Annotated in this window: 16 protein-coding genes; 9 read left to right on the top strand and 7 right to left on the bottom strand. The window is 64.6% G+C overall.

From position 1 onward, the window contains the following. Positions 1 to 17: 17 nt before the first annotated feature. Both AB8717_RS17760 and AB8717_RS17755 read left to right on the top strand, forming a co-directional pair. Positions 18 to 713, top strand: coding sequence for a YdcF family protein (locus AB8717_RS17760; RefSeq protein WP_443748648.1), 696 nt, complete (start codon positions 18 to 20; stop codon positions 711 to 713). After that, positions 710 to 1435 carry a lysophospholipid acyltransferase family protein gene (locus tag AB8717_RS17755; protein WP_443748647.1) on the top strand — a complete coding sequence of 242 codons (726 nt, stop codon included), beginning with the start codon at positions 710 to 712 and terminating at the stop codon, positions 1433 to 1435. Before AB8717_RS17760 ends, AB8717_RS17755 begins: the two co-directional genes overlap by 4 nt. Positions 1436 to 1438: 3 nt before the next feature. On the opposite strand, the gene AB8717_RS17750 is transcribed toward AB8717_RS17755, so the two are convergent. From AB8717_RS17750 to secA, 4 genes are all read right to left on the bottom strand, one after another. Further along, a complete protein-coding gene (locus tag AB8717_RS17750) occupies positions 1439 to 2293 on the bottom strand; it encodes a hypothetical protein (RefSeq protein WP_443748646.1) in 855 nt (284 codons plus the stop codon). A 93-nt stretch (positions 2294 to 2386) separates the two neighbouring features. Further along, positions 2387 to 2962 (bottom strand): hypothetical protein, encoded by a 576-nt coding sequence (locus AB8717_RS17745; RefSeq protein WP_443748645.1) that lies wholly within the window; start codon positions 2960 to 2962, stop codon positions 2387 to 2389. 118 nt (positions 2963 to 3080) lie between these two features. After that, positions 3081 to 3722, bottom strand: coding sequence for a dihydrofolate reductase family protein (locus AB8717_RS17740; RefSeq protein ID WP_443748644.1), 642 nt, complete (start codon positions 3720 to 3722; stop codon positions 3081 to 3083). A gap of 163 nt (positions 3723 to 3885) precedes the next feature. Beyond that, on the bottom strand, positions 3886 to 6762 hold the full coding sequence (gene secA, locus AB8717_RS17735) for a preprotein translocase subunit SecA (RefSeq protein ID WP_443748643.1): 2877 nt from the start codon (positions 6760 to 6762) through the stop codon (positions 3886 to 3888). Between the two features lie 286 nt (positions 6763 to 7048). Here secA and AB8717_RS17730 point away from each other — a divergent pair, with 286 nt between their 5' ends. From AB8717_RS17730 to mutT, 3 genes are all read left to right on the top strand, one after another. Next, positions 7049 to 8206 (top strand): peptidylprolyl isomerase, encoded by a 1158-nt coding sequence (locus AB8717_RS17730; RefSeq protein WP_443748642.1) that lies wholly within the window; start codon positions 7049 to 7051, stop codon positions 8204 to 8206. A 133-nt stretch (positions 8207 to 8339) separates the two neighbouring features. Further along, complete coding sequence (gene argJ, locus AB8717_RS17725) at positions 8340 to 9758, top strand: bifunctional glutamate N-acetyltransferase/amino-acid acetyltransferase ArgJ (protein ID WP_443748641.1); 1419 nt, start codon at positions 8340 to 8342, stop codon at positions 9756 to 9758. Positions 9759 to 9790: 32 nt separating this feature from the next. Next, positions 9791 to 10189, top strand: coding sequence for an 8-oxo-dGTP diphosphatase MutT (gene mutT, locus AB8717_RS17720; RefSeq protein ID WP_443748640.1), 399 nt, complete (start codon positions 9791 to 9793; stop codon positions 10187 to 10189). On the opposite strand, the gene AB8717_RS17715 is transcribed toward mutT, so the two are convergent. Further along, the gene (locus AB8717_RS17715; protein WP_443748639.1) at positions 10186 to 11082 is read right to left on the bottom strand and encodes a methyltransferase domain-containing protein; all 897 of its coding nucleotides are present in this window, start codon (positions 11080 to 11082) and stop codon (positions 10186 to 10188) included. The genes mutT and AB8717_RS17715 overlap by 4 nt on opposite strands. A gap of 29 nt (positions 11083 to 11111) precedes the next feature. On the opposite strand from AB8717_RS17715, the gene AB8717_RS17710 reads away from it, so the two are divergent. From AB8717_RS17710 to AB8717_RS17695, 4 genes are all read left to right on the top strand, one after another. Beyond that, positions 11112 to 11909 (top strand): ComF family protein, encoded by a 798-nt coding sequence (locus tag AB8717_RS17710; protein WP_443748638.1) that lies wholly within the window; start codon positions 11112 to 11114, stop codon positions 11907 to 11909. Between the two features lie 76 nt (positions 11910 to 11985). Further along, positions 11986 to 12240: a glutaredoxin 3 gene (gene grxC / locus AB8717_RS17705; RefSeq protein WP_443748637.1), complete on the top strand. Its 255-nt coding sequence runs from the start codon at positions 11986 to 11988 to the stop codon at positions 12238 to 12240. Further along, entirely contained in the window at positions 12241 to 13065 is an 825-nt protein-coding gene (locus AB8717_RS17700; RefSeq protein WP_443748636.1) for a carbon-nitrogen hydrolase family protein, read from the top strand. Next, the gene (locus AB8717_RS17695) at positions 13062 to 13499 is read left to right on the top strand and encodes a DUF1178 family protein (RefSeq protein WP_443748635.1); all 438 of its coding nucleotides are present in this window, start codon (positions 13062 to 13064) and stop codon (positions 13497 to 13499) included. Before AB8717_RS17700 ends, AB8717_RS17695 begins: the two co-directional genes overlap by 4 nt. Here the strand turns inward: AB8717_RS17695 and AB8717_RS17690 are convergent. After that, positions 13496 to 14035: an HD domain-containing protein gene (locus AB8717_RS17690; protein WP_443748634.1), complete on the bottom strand. Its 540-nt coding sequence runs from the start codon at positions 14033 to 14035 to the stop codon at positions 13496 to 13498. The two genes, AB8717_RS17695 and AB8717_RS17690, sit on opposite strands and share 4 nt — an antisense overlap. Positions 14036 to 14085: 50 nt before the next feature. After that, positions 14086 to 15060 carry a DUF4167 domain-containing protein gene (locus AB8717_RS17685; protein ID WP_443748633.1) on the bottom strand — a complete coding sequence of 325 codons (975 nt, stop codon included), beginning with the start codon at positions 15058 to 15060 and terminating at the stop codon, positions 14086 to 14088. Positions 15061 to 15196: the final 136 nt, after the last annotated feature.

Raw genomic sequence — 15196 nt, 5'->3', positions numbered from 1 at the left:
GAGGCGCGGTAAAGGGCATGCGCACGGCGATCGCGCTGGTAGTGATAGTGCTCCTGTGGGGGGCGGGACTGTTCGTCTTCGCCAACCGCGTCATCGACTCGACCCCGGCCATCGAGCCCGAACAGCCTGCAGACGCCATCGTCGTCCTGACCGGCGCCTCGGACATGCGCCTCCGCGAAGGCATGAAACTGCTCGACCACCGCAAGGGCCAGCGCCTGTTCATTTCCGGCGTCAACCAGAAGGTCAAGCGTTCCGAACTCCAGGACGTCACCGAAGGCTCGCGCCGTCTCTACGAATGCTGCGTCGACCTGGGCTACGAGGCCGAAAATACGGTCGGCAATGCCCGTGAAATCGCCGACTGGGCGCGCGGCCACGACTTCTACACTCTGATCGTCGTGACCTCGGACTACCACATGCCGCGCTCGCTGCTCGAGCTCAAGGCCGACATGCCGGATGCCACGCTCATTCCGTATCCCGTGCCGTCGCCCGATCTCGATACGCGCAAGTGGTGGAAGTCGCCCAAGGGTACGCGCACCCTGGTGATCGAATACAACAAATATCTTGCCATCCTGGGCCGCGACATGATTCTGTCGATCTCGCGCGCTTTCGGCGACAAGGGCAAGGGCCACGACGTCAAGTCGGGCTCGGAAGACAGCGCCGCCGCCGATGCCGTATCGGCCAGCGCCAAAACCGCAGCGGGATACGCTTCGTGACATCTGCCTTCATGCGGCTCCGGTCGCTTCTGTTCGTTTTCTGGCTCTACGGAACCATGGCCGTCTATGGCGTGGGGCTTTTGCCCCTGCTCCTGATCTCGGAAGGCGCGGCCATGGCCGCCATCCGCTGGTGGGCGAAGGCAACCCTGTTCGGCGCCCGCTGGATCGTCGGTATCCGCGTCGAATTCCGCGGCCTGGAACACCGGCCCAGAGGCGCGGCCCTGGTTGCCGGCAAGCATATGAGCATGCTCGACACCATCGCGCCCTTCGTCGTGATGGACCGCCCGGCCTATGTGCTGAAACAGTCGCTGATGTACCTGCCGGCCTTCGGCTGGTACGCCTGGCGGACCAGGATGGTCGCCATCCGCCGCGAAGACGCCGCCAAGGCGCTCAAGGCCATGGTCGCGCTGTGCCGCGACCGGCTGAAAGACGGCCGCCAGATCGTTATCTTCCCGGAAGGTACGCGCTCCGATCCCGGCGACGATCCCGACTACAAGCCGGGTGTCGCGGCCCTTTATCGCGATCTTGAGGTGCCGTGCCACCTGATGGCTACCAATTCCGGCCAGTTCTGGCCCGGCCATGGCATCGACCGCAGGCCCGGCACGGTGGTGTTCGAATTCCTGCCGCCGATCCCGGCGGGCCTCAAGCGCGGCGAACTGATGGCTGAGATGAAGGCGCGGCTCGAAGGCGCGTCTAACGCGCTGATGGCCGAAACGCGGTAGGGCCTATTCCCCGCCTTCGTACTTCTTGACGATTTGCAGCTGGGCCATCGAGACATCGAGGTCGATCGAGCGATCGAGCTTGCCGGAATCGGCCAGCCGCAGCTGCGTCATCTTGCGCTGGGCGTCGCTGTCGAAGGCGGCGATCAGGGTCAGCAGTTCGGGCTTGGACAGGGCGCGCGCCTGGGCCTTGGCGTCCATGCCCAGGATCTTGTCTTCCAGATCGGTCTCGGCCTGGGCGGCGATGGCCGACAGGCGGTAGCGGTCGGCTTCCGACAGCTGGCTGATCTGGATGTGGTTGTTGACCTCGGTAATGATCAGCCGCATGTGCTGCGTGGCCACGAAGCGGCGCAGCAGGGCGTCGGTGCCGTCGACACGGTAGAGCGTCCGCACCAGGGCGACCTTTTCGTCCATGGCGGGGTCGGACGACGCCGCGGCGGCGATCTGGGCCCGGTCTTCGGCCGTGACGCCGGCCGGGCGCGTAAAGGCGGCGACCATGGCGCGCGAGGTGGCATGATCCAGTTCGGCCATGGCCGGAATGACGGGCAGGCGGCCCTGGCCGATGGCCAGGTTCACACTGGTGCTGTCGGCGTCGAGCGCATTGCCCGATTTCAACAGAATGTCGCTGATGGCCTTCGATGACGAGGCTGACAGGGGCTTGCCGGCATCGGCCGTGGTTTGCGGCTGGATGTTCGACTGCGGCTTGGGAGAGGTGTCATGCAGCAGGCGGCTTTGCGCCAGGAAGGCGTCGAGCGCCAGCTTGGGAGGCGTCATGTCGGGCGTGGTGCCGGCAAACGCCGCCGGTGCGGTCACAAGTGCCGCACACAGCAAGGCCAGCGAAGAGCGACTAACGTACGACACAGGAATCCCCCGAAAACAAATGCCCCGATATGAGCGGCCGAATTTTTCACCGCTTCCCCAAAAAACCCCGCGGGGCCAGTACTTGGAGATATGTCAGCTCGACACCGACTCCTTGAAGGTCTTGACGATCTTGACGACGGCTTCGACCATGTAGGTCTGGATCTCGTCGGCATTGTTGTCGGGCGCCGTGAACTTGCCTGCATTGTACTTGGCGGCGGCGACCGACGAATTGGCGGCGATCAGCTGCTGGATTTCCTCGGCGCTGAACGATTGCGACTGGACGCGGGCGATTTCGTCGATGACGCTGGTCTCGGTGTCCTTGAGAACAGCGTCGGCGATGGTGTTGTAACGGGCGTCCTCGGCCGGCGTCAGGCTGGTCTTGCCGGCGCGCTCGAGCACGATGGTCCGGGTCGAGGTCTTGGTGGCGTCCAGCGAATTGCGCACGCTGCGCGCCACGCCGTTCAGTTCCATCAGCTGCTTGTAGAGGTCGATCTTCTTCTGCGCGGCGGCGTCGATGGCGGCGTCGTTGATCTGGGCCACGGCGCTGGTGGCCAGCGAGTCAGCCGTCACGATGCCGTCGGGCGCGGACGCCACGACTTCCTGCGCCGAAGCGGCGCCGGCGGCGAGAGACAGACACAGAGCAAGGCAAGCGACATGCAATACGCGCATGGTAAATCCCCTAACCGGAAATATAAGGGGACGATACCTTAAACACCGCTCCGGTCAATGCTTGAATCTTAACCATCCCGTTACGGGGCCGTTATTTTATCCGGTGTGACCTGTGCGCCTATCTGGCCAGGACGATATGCGTGGCGCGGCCGGTTGCCACGTGCTCGACCGTCCGGTAGCCCAAAGCGCGCAGATCGAGACCTTGGAACAGGGCTTCTCCCTGGCCCAACACCACCGGCGCGACCGCCAGGTGGATTTCGTCGACATGGCCCGCCTGGATATATTGCCGCACGGTCTCGACGCCGCCGCCGATCTTGATGTCCTTGCCGCCTGCCGCGGCGCGCGCCTGTTCAAGGGCGCTGTCGATGCCGTCGCTGACGAAATGGAAGGTCGTTCCGCCCAGCATCTCGATGGGCGCGCGGGGATGGTGCGTCAGGATAAAGGTCGGCGCGTGATAGGGCGGATTGTCGCCCCACCAGCCTTTCCATTCGTCATCCGGCCATTCGCCGCGAATGGGGCCGAACATGTTGCGACCCAGGATGAAGGCGCCGAACCCGTCCATGGCGCGCCGGGCGAAATCGTCGTCGGGACCGGTTTCGCCATCGTCCTTTCCCACCATTTCGCGAAAGGTCCGCGTCGGGAAGAACCACTGGAAGATCTCCGGCCCGCGCACGCCCAGCGGATTTTCCAGGCTCTGGTCCGTGCCCGCCGAGAAGCCGTCGAGCGAAACGCCGAATCCGGCGACTTTAACCTTGGTCATTGGGCTCTCCATCCGCAGGGCAGCTTTTTACGGCAACCGATACCGGCTGTCGAGTTGAAGCCGCACATATACCGGCTGGCAGGGCTTATAGGGCCAGCAACAGGGAAAACAAAAGGGCAGGACCCTGGTCCTGCCCTTCGTTGTTTCGTAACTGTGGCCTGTATCAGACCAGCACGCCGTGGCAGTGCTTGAACTTTTTGCCCGAACCGCAAGGGCACAGGCCGTTGCGCGGCGTATTTTCCCAGCCGCCCGGCAGGGCTGTATGCGGCAGGCGTTCGCGGTCCTCGGCCGACAGGTCGTCCGAAAGCTTGGCCGCGCGTTCGTTGTGGCCGGTGACGGGGTCGAGGTGCACTTCCTGGAACTGGCGCTGCGGCGCCAGGGTCTGCTGGGCCATTTCCGGCAGTTGCTCGGGCTCGGGCGGCTGGAAGCGGATTTCCATCGTCATCAGCCAGCGCGTGACCGAATGGCGCAGGTTGACCAGCAACTGTTCGAACAGGGTGAAGGCTTCGGTCTTGTATTCGTTGAGCGGATCGCGCTGGCCGTAGCCGCGCAGCCCGATGACCGCGCGCAGGTGGTCGAGGTGCATCAGGTGCTCGCGCCAGTGCATGTCGATCATCTGCAGCAGGAACTGCTTTTCGAGGGCCGCCATCTGTTCTTCGCCAAGCAGATCCAGACGTTCGGTCATCTTCTGGCCGGCCGCCTGTTGCAGGCGTTCCTCGATTTCCTCGTTGGCGATGCCTTCCTCGGCCGCCCAGACCTCGATCGGCAGGTCGAGACCGGTCAGCACCAACACCTGTTCCTTCAGGCCCTGGATGTCCCACTGCTCGGCATAGGCCTTGGGCGGCAGGTGGCGTTCGACCAGGTCGTGGATCGTGTCCTGGCGGAATTCATGGATCAGCTCCGACAGGTCTTCGGCGTCCATGAAGTCCTGGCGCTGCTCGAAGACGGCCTTGCGCTGGTCGTTGACCACGTCGTCGTACTTCAGCAGGTTCTTGCGGATTTCATAGTTGCGCTGTTCCACGCGCTTCTGGGCCGTCGCGATGGCGCCGTTGAGCAGCGGGTGCGTGATGGCTTCGCCTTCGGCGACGCCCAGCGACTTCATCATCTGGTTCAGGCGGTCGCCGGCGAAGATCCGCATCAGGTCGTCTTCGCACGACAGGAAGAACTTCGAGCGGCCGGGGTCGCCCTGACGGCCGGTACGGCCGCGCAGCTGGTTGTCGATACGGCGGCTTTCGTGACGTTCGGTGCCGAGGACGAACAAGCCGCCGGCGGCCAGCGCCCTTTGTTTGAGTTCAGCGACCTGAGCCTCGATTTCGCCACGCTTGGCGAACAGGGCCTCCTGGCTGACTTCGCGGCCTGCGGCATCCTCGTCGGCCAGCCACTTCTGGACGCGCATGTCGACATTGCCGCCGAGCTGGATGTCGGTACCGCGGCCGGCCATGTTGGTGGCGATGGTGACGGCGCCCGGCGTCCCGGCGTCGGCGACGATCTCGGCTTCCTGCTCGTGGAAGCGTGCGTTCAGCACGTTGTGCGGGATGCCCTTGCCGGACTTGGACACGATGTCGTAGGCGGCTTCGCCGAGCTTCAGCACGTCGCTCTTGCTGGCGCTGGCATATTCCGGCTTAAGCGTGCGCGATTGTTCGGCCGAGTAGGTGTAGCTGTTCAGGAATTCCGACAGCTGTTCCGACTTTTCGATCGACGCCGTGCCGACCAGGATCGGTTGGCCCTTGACGTAGCAATGGGCGACCAGGGCGGCGATGGCCTCGAACTTCTCGTGTTCGGTGCGGTAGACCTCGTCGTTGTCGTCGATACGCTGGATCGGGCGGTTGGTCGGGATTTCCAGCACGTCCATCTTGTAGATGTCGTGGAATTCCGGTGCTTCGGTCGCGGCCGTGCCGGTCATGCCCGAAAGCTTGGTGTACATGCGGAAATAGTTCTGGATCGTCACCGAGGCCAGGGTCTGGTTCTCGGGCTGGATATCGACGCGTTCCTTGGCTTCGATGGCCTGGTGCAGGCCTTCCGACAGGCGGCGGCCGGTCATCATGCGGCCGGTGAATTCGTCGATCAGAATGATTTCGCCGTCCTTGACGATATAGTCGCGGTTCAGCTGGTACAGCGTGTTGGCGCGCAGGGCCTGGTTGGCGTGGTGGACCAGGCTGATATTCGCCGGGTCGTAGAGGCCGGCCGTATCCTCGGAAATGTGCCCGGCCAGGGTCAGCATCTCTTCGAGGCGTTCCGAGCCCAGTTCCGACAGCAGAACCTGGCGCTGCTTTTCGTCGAGCTCGAAGGTGTCGGGGTCCTGGATCATCTCGCGCATGGTGGCGTCGAGGATCTTGTACAGTTCCGAACGGTCCTCGGTTGGGCCCGAGATGATCAGCGGCGTACGCGCTTCGTCGATCAGGATCGAGTCCACTTCGTCGACGATGCAGAAGTTGTGGCCGCGCTGGACCATTTCGTTACGGCTGTAGGCCAGGTTGTCGCGCAGGTAGTCGAAGCCGAATTCGTTGTTGGTGCCGTAGGTCACGTCCGAATTGTAGGCCTGCTTGCGCTGCGACTGCGACAGGCCGTTGACGATGACGCCGGTCGACATGCCGAGGAAGCGGTAGACGCGGCCCATCCATTCGGCGTCGCGCTTGGCCAGGTAGTCGTTGACCGTGATCAGGTGAACGCCCTTGCCTTCGAGGGCATTGAGGTAGACCGGGGCCGTGCCGACCAGGGTCTTGCCTTCACCGGTGCGCATTTCGGCGATGCCGCCCTTGTGCAGAATCATCCCGCCGACCAGCTGCACGTCGTAGTGACGCTGGCCGATGGCGCGCCAGGCGGCTTCGCGGACGACGCCGAAAGCTTCGTCCATCAGCGAATCGAGCGTGGCGCCCTTGGCCAGGCGGTCCTTGAACAGCTCGGTCTGATGCCGCAGCTCGTCGTCGCTCATCGCCTTGTAGCGGGGCTCAAGCGCGTTGATGCGCTGGACGCGCCCCATCATCGACTTGACTTTACGGTCGTTGGACGACCCGAACAGCATCTTGGCGATAGCCAGCATGAGAAACCTTAAGAACGGACGGCCTCGCGAACGGGACCGGAGTAAAGCTATTACCGGATCAGCGGACTATATTCGTTCGACTGCACCGGGGCGTATTCTAGGCATTTTCATCGGGCATTTTTCTGGCGCAATTCTTGCTTAGAAGCTTTTCGTGCGCCTTGCCTTTTGCCTTCGCCCATCAGTTAAGTGGAAAAAACCGCTTTTCAAGCATGGGGACTGACTTAAGCGGCGGAATAGTGTATGTCAACGCGGGAGCCGGGACCGGCTCGTGCTTTAGGAAAGTTTTATGCAGAAGCGCGTGGGTGACCGGGCTGGGGGCCTTGTGTTTAAGACGATCAACAAACTTTTTGCGTTTTCGGACTGGAAGCGGATTCGGACCTTTCTGCTGGTGCCCGCGGCGCTGGCGGCCGGCCTGACGCTGGCCTCCTGTAATCGTACCCAGGAAAACGAACGCCCGCCCGAGCCGGGCGATGTCGCCGTGGCGCGCGTCGACGGCCACACCATCTGGTCTTCGGACGTGCGCTCCGAAGCGGTGGCGCAGGGCCAGATCGGCCCCGGTGAACCGCTGGACATGACGTCGGACCTGTTCGCGCGCACCCTCGAGGAAGTGATCGACCAGCGCCTGCTGGCCAAGGCCGCGACCAACAAGGGGCTCGACCGCTCGATCACCGCGCAGCGCCGCCTGGCCGCCGCCCGCGACCGCATCCTCGGCGACATGCTGGTCGAGAACTCCATCGACCGCAATATCGACGAAAAGGCCGTCAAGGGGCAGTATGACGACCAGGTCAAGCTGGCCAAGACGTCCGAGGAAATCCGCGCCCGCATCATCCTGGTCAAGACGCGCGCCGACGGCGACGTCGTCCTGAAGCAGCTTCAGTCGGGCAGCCTGTTCGAGGCCCTGGCCATGGAAAAATCGATCGACCAGGCGACGCGCTTCAACGGCGGCGACATGGGCTACGTCACCACCGACATCATGCCGCAATCGTTCAAGAGCGTGCTGCTGACCGCCAAGACCGGCGATACGGTCGGCCCCGTCCAGACTGAAGGCGGCTGGGCCGTGCTGCGCGTCGAGGATCGCCGTCCCGAGCAGATGCCGACCCTGGAAGAAGAGCGTCCGGTCATCATGCGCTACCTGATCTACAACCAGGTCGCGGGCATCCTGAAGACCCTGCGCGACAAAAGCCAGGTCAAGTACCTGGTGCCGAAATCGGCCCTGAGCGACGGCGACGACCAGGAACCGGCCAATGCCGGCAAGGCCGATGCCGCCGACGCTTCGGCCTCTCCGGCCGCCGACGAGGTTCAGGACAGTGCGTCGTCTTCGTCCTCGTCGTCCGTGGCGGCCAAGCCGAAGGCGCCCGCCAAGCCGGCCGGCATGCTGCTGCCGGGCAAGGATCCGACGGGCGGCCACCACTTCTTCGCCCCGGCCTCGGCCGGCAAGAAGTAGGGCGGATATCGCGATACCGACATCGTTTGCGGGCCGGAGGTTCATTCCTTCGGCCCGCCGCATTTCTGCCATTGCCAAAGCGCCCAACTCTGGTAAGGGGCGGGCGTCCTTAACTGTTTCCGGGAGCCGCGCCATGGCCAAATCCCCCAAGTCTCCGACCAGCATCCCGACGCCGGTGCAGGGGCTTGAACGCGCGCTGGAACCGGTAACCAGCGCCATCAAGCGCGCCGTCCAGCACGGCGCCGAACTGGCGTCGTCGCTGGCGCCGTCGGACGCCGTCAAAACCGAGGCTCCGGCCGCCGCGCCGGGCAAGCCGGGCCTGGCCGTCTCGCCGCTGGCGGTATCCCTGCCCGACATGCCGCCGGTCGGCGGCGTGCAGCTGGCCTGCGACCGCGCCGGCTTCTACAAGCATGAGCGCAAGGACGTGCTGCTGATGCAGTTCGCCGAAGGGACCACAGCCGCCGGCGTTTTCACGCGGCACACGATCGGCTCGGCGCCGGTCGACTGGTGCAAGAAGCAGCTCGAAGCCAACGAAGGCAATGGCGTCCGCGCCCTGATCGTCAATGCCGGCTGCGCCAACGCTTTTACGGGCAAGATGGGCGCCGACGCGGCGCGGCGGACAGCGTCGTCCCTGGCCCGGCGCATCGACTGCCGCCAGCGCGACATCCTGCTGGCCTCAACCGGCGTCATCGGCGTCGTACTCGACGATTCCAAGATCGCCTCGCGCCTCTACGACCTCGAAAAGAACCTGCGCGCCGATGCCTGGCATGAGGCGGCGCAGACCATCATGACGACCGACACCTTTGCCAAGGGCGCTTACCAGACGGCCGAGATCGACGGCGTCCAGGTGCGTATCGCCGGCATCGCCAAGGGCTCGGGCATGATCGCGCCCGACATGGCGACCATGCTGGCCTTCATCGTCACCGACGCGACTCTGTCGCCGGGCGTGCTGCAAAGCCTGTTGGCCCTGTTCACGCGCACCACGTTCAACAGTGTCACGGTCGACGGCGACACGTCGACCAACGATACCTGCCTGCTGTTCGCCACGGGCGCCGCTGGTGCCCCGCGCATCGCGCGGGCGGGCGACAAGCGCCTGGCCGACTTCAAGGACAAGCTGGAAAAGGTCATGCATTCGCTGGCCTGCCAGCTGATCCGCGACGGCGAAGGCGCCACCAAGTTCGTCAAGGTCAATGTCACGGGCGCGTCGTCGCCGGCGTCTGCGCGCAAGATCGCCAAGTCGATCGCCGAAAGCCCGCTGGTCAAGACGGCGATCGCTGGCGAAGACGCCAACTGGGGCCGGATCGTCATGGCGGTCGGCAAGACGGAAGAGCCGGTCGACCGCGATCGTCTCGGCATCCGCTTCGGCGACCTGGTGGCGGCCGAGCACGGCGCGGTGTCGCGCACCTACGATGAGGTGGCGATGAGTGCCTATATGAAGAACCAGGAGCTGGAGATAACGGTCGATGTCGGCGTCGGCAAGGCCGTGGCGCACGTCTTCACCTGCGACCTGACCCACGGCTATATCAGCATCAACGGCGATTATAGAAGTTAAGGGTCTTCGTAATTCCCGCTTCGGAGAAGGCCATGAAAACCGTCCTCGTCGTTGCCGCTGCCCTGGTCGATGCCGATGGGCGCGTGCTGATCGCCCAGCGCCCCGAAGGCAAGTCTCTGGCCGGTCAGTGGGAGTTTCCGGGCGGCAAGGTCGAAGAGGGCGAAACGCCCGAAATCGCGCTGATCCGCGAACTGGAAGAAGAACTGGGCATCGTCGTCAAACAGGCCTGCCTGGCGCCCTTCGTCTTCGCCTCGCACACCTATGAAACGTTTCACCTCCTGATGCCGCTGTACCTCATCCGGCGGTGGGAAGGCGAGCCTGAGGCGCGTGAGCATTCGGCGCTGAAGTGGGTCAGACCGAACGCCATGCGCGACTATCCCATGCCGCCGGCGGATCTGCCGCTGGTGGCGTGGCTAAATGATTTTCTCTAAAGCTTGCCTTCCTTGACGCCCAGCGCATCGGCCAGGCGCATCTTGGCCGAGCCGGGGCGCAGGGGCTTCTGCTGCGACTCGTGCGGCCGCCAGCCCGACAGGGTGATGATCTCGAAGGTCGCGGTGATGCGGCCCTCGTCGTCGGCGAAGCGTTCGAAGTAGAGTTCCGACATGCGCTGCAGGATGGCGCGGCTCAGGCCCTTGCGCGGCCGGTCGATCAGGATGTTGCTTTCGCCCATCATGCGCAGGTCGGCCATCAGCTTCAGCGGATGGTCGTACGACACGTCGACGCGGTCGGAATCGACGACCGGCATGCTGAACCCCGTGCGTTTCAAAAGATCGATCAGGTCGGGCGCTTCTGCAAATGGCGCGATGCGTGGGCCGTAGCCGCCGCGTACCTCGAGCTCGGCCTCCATCAGGCAGCCGCGCAGCTCCTTCAGCGTTTCGCCGCCGAACAGCGAGGCGACGAACAGGCCGTCGGGTTTCAGCGCGCGCCGGATTTGCACCAGAACGCCCGGCAGGTCGTTGGCGGCGTGGAGCGCGAGGGTGCTGACGACAAGGTCGAGGCTGTCGTCGCCGAACGGCAGCTGTTCCTCGTCCATGATCAGGCGGGCAGGACCTTGTGCCTGTGCCAGGAAGCACGGCGACAGGTCGGCCTCGATCAGCAGGCCGATCTTGCCGGCGTCCGGGGACGCGGCCAGCGCCCGTGCAAAACCGCCGTCGCGCGCGCCGATCTCCAGCGCCACGTCGAAGCGCCGGTTGATGGCGCCCAGCGAATGCAGCAGGTCCTCGATCGAACGCTCCCGCAGGAATTGCGCTTGCGCAAAGTGCGGGGCCGCGCGATCAAGACGGCGGGACAGAAGCTGGCGATCGAACAGACGCGGAGGGGACATAAGGCCGATATGGGAAGGGGCGGGCGGAAATGCCAAAACTGACTTCGCGTTTAGGCCATCTGGCCTCCGAGGTTAAGGCCTTTGTTGCGGCGCGCGCCACGCTTGCGCCCGTCCGCGCCCTGGCCGGCCATGCCGTCGACCTGGCCTTCCCGCCGGCCGATGACGGTCACCACCCGTCCGGCATGGCGCCGGCCAATTGGTCGAAGGTCCGCTTCCTGGCCGACGAAGGCTGCGACATGTGCGCCCGGCCGTTTGCCGGCGGGCTGCACTTCGGACGCGACGCCCTGTGCAGCGCCTGCGCCGAAAAGCCGTTCCCCTTCGTCAAGACCCGCGCCGCCTGCCTGTATGACGATGCGTCGCGCGGCATCATCCTGGGTTTCAAGCATGGCGACCGGCTGGATTATGCGCCGATGCTGGTGCGCTGGCTGGAACGCGCCGGCGCCGACCTTTGGTCCGATGTCGACGCTGTCCTGCCGGTGCCCTTGCATGCCTCGCGCCTGCGCAAGCGCCGTTACAACCAGGCGGCCGAACTGGCGCGGCCATTGGCGAAACACCTGGCTCTGGACTATTTGCCCGACGCTCTGGTCCGGACGCGTGCCACCAAAGCCCAGGCGAATTCGCCGGATGCGCGCTGGGAAAACGTGCGGACCGCCTTCGCCCTGAACCGGGGCGCAAAGGTGGCGGGCAAACGCATTGTGCTGGTCGATGATGTCTTTACGACCGGCGCGACCTTGCGCGCCTGTACCCGCGTCCTGCTTGAGGCCGGCGCGGCACAGGTAAGCGTTGCCGTGCTGGCGCGGGTGGCTTCGGGAAATCTTGAACTTTAAAAAATCTCGCCGCCGCCTATATAGTTTTGTAAGGACACTGGTCCTTCCTATTTCTTATTCGCGTTCGAGTGCATCCATGGCCAAGATTGAAATCTATACCAAGCCCTATTGCCCCTATTGTGTCCGCGCCATGGCGCTGTTGACCGAGAAGGGCGCGGAGTACAAGGAAATCATCGCGTCCGACGATCCGGCGCTGCGCAGCGAGATGAATGCCCGTTCGGGCCGCGCGACCTATCCGCAGATCTTCATCGACGACAAGCATATCGGCGGCTGCGACGACCTGATGGCGCTCGACCGCCGCGGTGGGCTGGACCCGTTGCTGGCCGCGTAGATGACAACCCTCGACCTTGCCCTGGTGCAGCTGACGACGCCGGCCGATCAAAAGGCCGCCTTCGATCACGCCCGGCCGCTGGTCGAGGAGGCCGTCAAGGGCGGGGTGCAGTTCGTGCTGCTGCCCGAATGCGCCAACCTGGTCGAGCAACGCAAGGAACACAAGGCCGGCAAGCTTAAGGCCGAGAGCGATGACGCCTTCGTCACCGGCATGCAGGCACTGGCGCGTGAGCTGAAGACGCCGATCCTCCTGGGCTCGGTCATCATCAAGGCCGAAAACTCCGAAAAGGCGGCCAACCGGGCGCTGATGATCGACGCCGACGGTGCGATTACCGCGCGCTACGACAAGGTCCATCTTTTCGACGCGGATACGCCGGACGGGCGCTCTTACCGCGAAAGCGCCACCATGCGGCCGGGTGACCGGGCGGTGGTGGCCGACACGCCGTGGGGCGGTCTGGGCCTGAGCATCTGCTACGATGTGCGCTTCGCCTACCTCTACCGCATGCTGGCCAGGCAGAATGTGAAGATGATCGCGGTGCCGGCAGCCTTTACCGTGCCGACGGGCAGGGCGCACTGGGAAGTGATGCTCAGGGCGCGGGCGATCGAGACCGGCGCCTTTGTCCTGGCGCCGGCTCAAGGCGGGACACACGAAGACGGCCGTTCGACCTACGGCCATTCCATGGTCATCGGTCCATGGGGCGAAATCATCGCCCAACTGGACCACGACCGGCCCGCGATCTTACGGGCGACACTCGATTTTGCGGAGGTCGAACGGGCCCGGCAGGCTTTGCCGCAGCTCCGTCACGACCGGGACCTGTTGGTATGATCAAGTATGCGTTGAAGTGCGAAGTCGATCATGGCTTCGAAGCGTGGTTTTCCTCGTCGGACGGTTTCGACGAGCAGGCGGCCAAGGGGCTGGTCGAATGCCCGATGTGCGGCTCGGCCAAGGTGACCAAGGCCATTATGGCGCCGATGGTGCGGACGTCGAAGGAAGAGGCTGCGCCCATCGAGATGCGCCAGGCGGTCGCCGAGGCCCTGCACAAGATCCGCAAGCACGTCGAGGACACCCACACCTATGTCGGCGGCGCGTTCGCCAGTGAAGCGCGCGACATGCACCAGGGGCTGACGCCGGAACGCCCCATCTATGGCGAGGCCACGACCGAAGAGGTCAAGGCGCTGGTTGAGGAAGGCGTGCCCGTGGCGCCGTTGCCCGTCATGGCCGACAAGCCCGCGCCGGCGGTTCAGAAGAAGCTCAACTAGGCCAGCTCGACCCGACGGGCGACCAGTGCGTCGAAGGCGGCTTCAAGCCCGGCGTTTGTTCCGCGCAGGCCGTTCACCACGGCGGCGCAGAAATCCATATAGGCTTGCTTGCGCGCGATCGGCCAGTCGTGCGGCGGGAAGGCCAGCAGGTCGCGGACATTGCTGATCTTGTCGGCCAGCTTCACCAGCTTGGCCTCCCGCGACATGTGCGGTGCGTGGTCGATCTGCGCCTGCTTGCGCACCGTAAAGTGCTGGCTGGTGTCGTCGGTCACCTCGAGGACGATGGCGGTGATGCGGTCTCCGAAGTGGACAGCCAGTTCCTCGGCCGTCGTGTCGGTGTCCTCGATCGTGTCGTGCAGCAGGGCGGCGCACAGGACGTCGGTGTCCTCGATGCCGCCTTCGTCCACCAGGATGTGGGTCAGCGAAATCGGATGATTGATATAGGGCGTGGCGCCCTTGTCGCGACGCCGCTGGTCGCGATGTTTGTCGGCGGCGAAATAGGTGGCCTCGATCAGTTTGGCGGTGTCCGTCTTCATGTCTTCCTTTCAAGAAAAAACCCTCCGGCGGCACCGGAGGGTTTTGATTTTTATGCCTCTTCGGCGGCGGCTTCGGTCTTGCGGCGCGGGCGGCCGCGCTTCGGCTTGGCCGGGGCGTCTTCCGCCTCGGCGACCGCTTCGGCGACTACCGGCACGGGGGTCGGACGGCTGAGGAAGGCGGGCAGGTCGTCGCGCGCAATGCTTTCACGAACTGGTGGCTGTTCGCTGGCCGGCGCTTCGAAGCCGAGGTCGGACTGGGCGGGAGCGGCGCTGCGGGCAGGCGCACCAAGCGGCTCGGTCGATGCAACGAAGGCCGCGCCTCCGCCATTGCCGCTGGCGCTGTACGAGCCGGTCCCGCTGCCGTTGACGTTCTGCTCCTGATCGCTCAGGCGCTGCTGGCGGCGGCGTTCATAGCGTTCGCGGCGGCTTTCGCGGCGGTTGCCGTCCGCGTCGAATTCCTGGTTGTCCTGGTTGCGCGGCTCGGCATTGCGCGGCTCATAGGCGCGTTGTTCGCCGTTGCGCTGATCGCCGCCCTGGCGGTCACGGTCGCGGCCGCGATCCCGGTCGCGGTTACGGCCGTTGCCATCGCGGTCACGATCCCGGTCGCGGTTGCGGCCGTTGCCGTCGCGCTGTTCGTAGCGGGGACGGTCGTCGAGGGCCGGCTGTTCGCCTTCGCCAGGAACAACCGCTTCAGCCTCGGCCTCGGTGGCTTCGGTCTCGACCTCGTCGTCGAAATCGTCATAGCCGTTGGAGAACGGATCGCGCTGCAGGAACTCCGAAACCGGGCGCTGCGGCTGCATCTGACGGATCAGGCGGAAATAGTGTTCGGCGTGCTGCAGATAGTTTTCGGCCAGCACGCGGTCGCCCGACGAGTTGGCGTCGCGCGCCAGCTGCTGGTACTTTTCATAGATGGTCTGGGCGTTGCCGCGCACCTTCGACCCTTCCGGCCCGTTCGATTCGTAGGCGCGGTTGGGGTTGTTCTGGTTGCCAGAGGGTTTGCGGTTACGGCTGCGTTGCCGTTTCATGCCCCTGAAATCTTTCATGTGATGCGACTTCTCTCTTACGCTCCGCCACATGCACAGGGCGGGGAAATGTCCATTCGTGTCGCAACGCTCTCGCGGTATCCGCTGACCCCTTTTACGACATTGCGTCCAAGGTGTT

Origin of the sequence: Asticcacaulis solisilvae, from assembly GCF_052327315.1 — a bacterium.
Classification (GTDB): Bacteria; Pseudomonadota; Alphaproteobacteria; order Caulobacterales; family Caulobacteraceae; genus Asticcacaulis; species Asticcacaulis solisilvae_B.
Note: the sequence above shows the minus strand (reverse complement) of the source record. Positions and strands in the feature narration are given on the sequence as shown.

Bases quoted from the DNA above. Each gene is read 5' to 3' on its own strand.
- AB8717_RS17760 (WP_443748648.1), top strand. From the start codon at position 18: ATGCGCACGGCGATCGCGCTGGTAGTGATAGTGCTCCTGTGGGGGGCG.
- AB8717_RS17745 (WP_443748645.1), bottom strand. From the start codon at position 2,962: ATGCGCGTATTGCATGTCGCTTGCCTTGCTCTGTGTCTGTCTCTCGCC.
- AB8717_RS17740 (WP_443748644.1), bottom strand. From the start codon at position 3,722: ATGACCAAGGTTAAAGTCGCCGGATTCGGCGTTTCGCTCGACGGCTTC.
- secA (WP_443748643.1), bottom strand. From the start codon at position 6,762: ATGCTGGCTATCGCCAAGATGCTGTTCGGGTCGTCCAACGACCGTAAA.
- AB8717_RS17730 (WP_443748642.1), top strand. From the start codon at position 7,049: ATGCAGAAGCGCGTGGGTGACCGGGCTGGGGGCCTTGTGTTTAAGACG.
- argJ (WP_443748641.1), top strand. From the start codon at position 8,340: ATGGCCAAATCCCCCAAGTCTCCGACCAGCATCCCGACGCCGGTGCAG.
- mutT (WP_443748640.1), top strand. From the start codon at position 9,791: ATGAAAACCGTCCTCGTCGTTGCCGCTGCCCTGGTCGATGCCGATGGG.
- AB8717_RS17715 (WP_443748639.1), bottom strand. From the start codon at position 11,082: ATGTCCCCTCCGCGTCTGTTCGATCGCCAGCTTCTGTCCCGCCGTCTT.
- AB8717_RS17710 (WP_443748638.1), top strand. From the start codon at position 11,112: ATGCCAAAACTGACTTCGCGTTTAGGCCATCTGGCCTCCGAGGTTAAG.
- grxC (WP_443748637.1), top strand. From the start codon at position 11,986: ATGGCCAAGATTGAAATCTATACCAAGCCCTATTGCCCCTATTGTGTC.
- AB8717_RS17700 (WP_443748636.1), top strand. From the start codon at position 12,241: ATGACAACCCTCGACCTTGCCCTGGTGCAGCTGACGACGCCGGCCGAT.
- AB8717_RS17695 (WP_443748635.1), top strand. From the start codon at position 13,062: ATGATCAAGTATGCGTTGAAGTGCGAAGTCGATCATGGCTTCGAAGCG.
- AB8717_RS17690 (WP_443748634.1), bottom strand. From the start codon at position 14,035: ATGAAGACGGACACCGCCAAACTGATCGAGGCCACCTATTTCGCCGCC.
- AB8717_RS17685 (WP_443748633.1), bottom strand. From the start codon at position 15,060: ATGAAACGGCAACGCAGCCGTAACCGCAAACCCTCTGGCAACCAGAAC.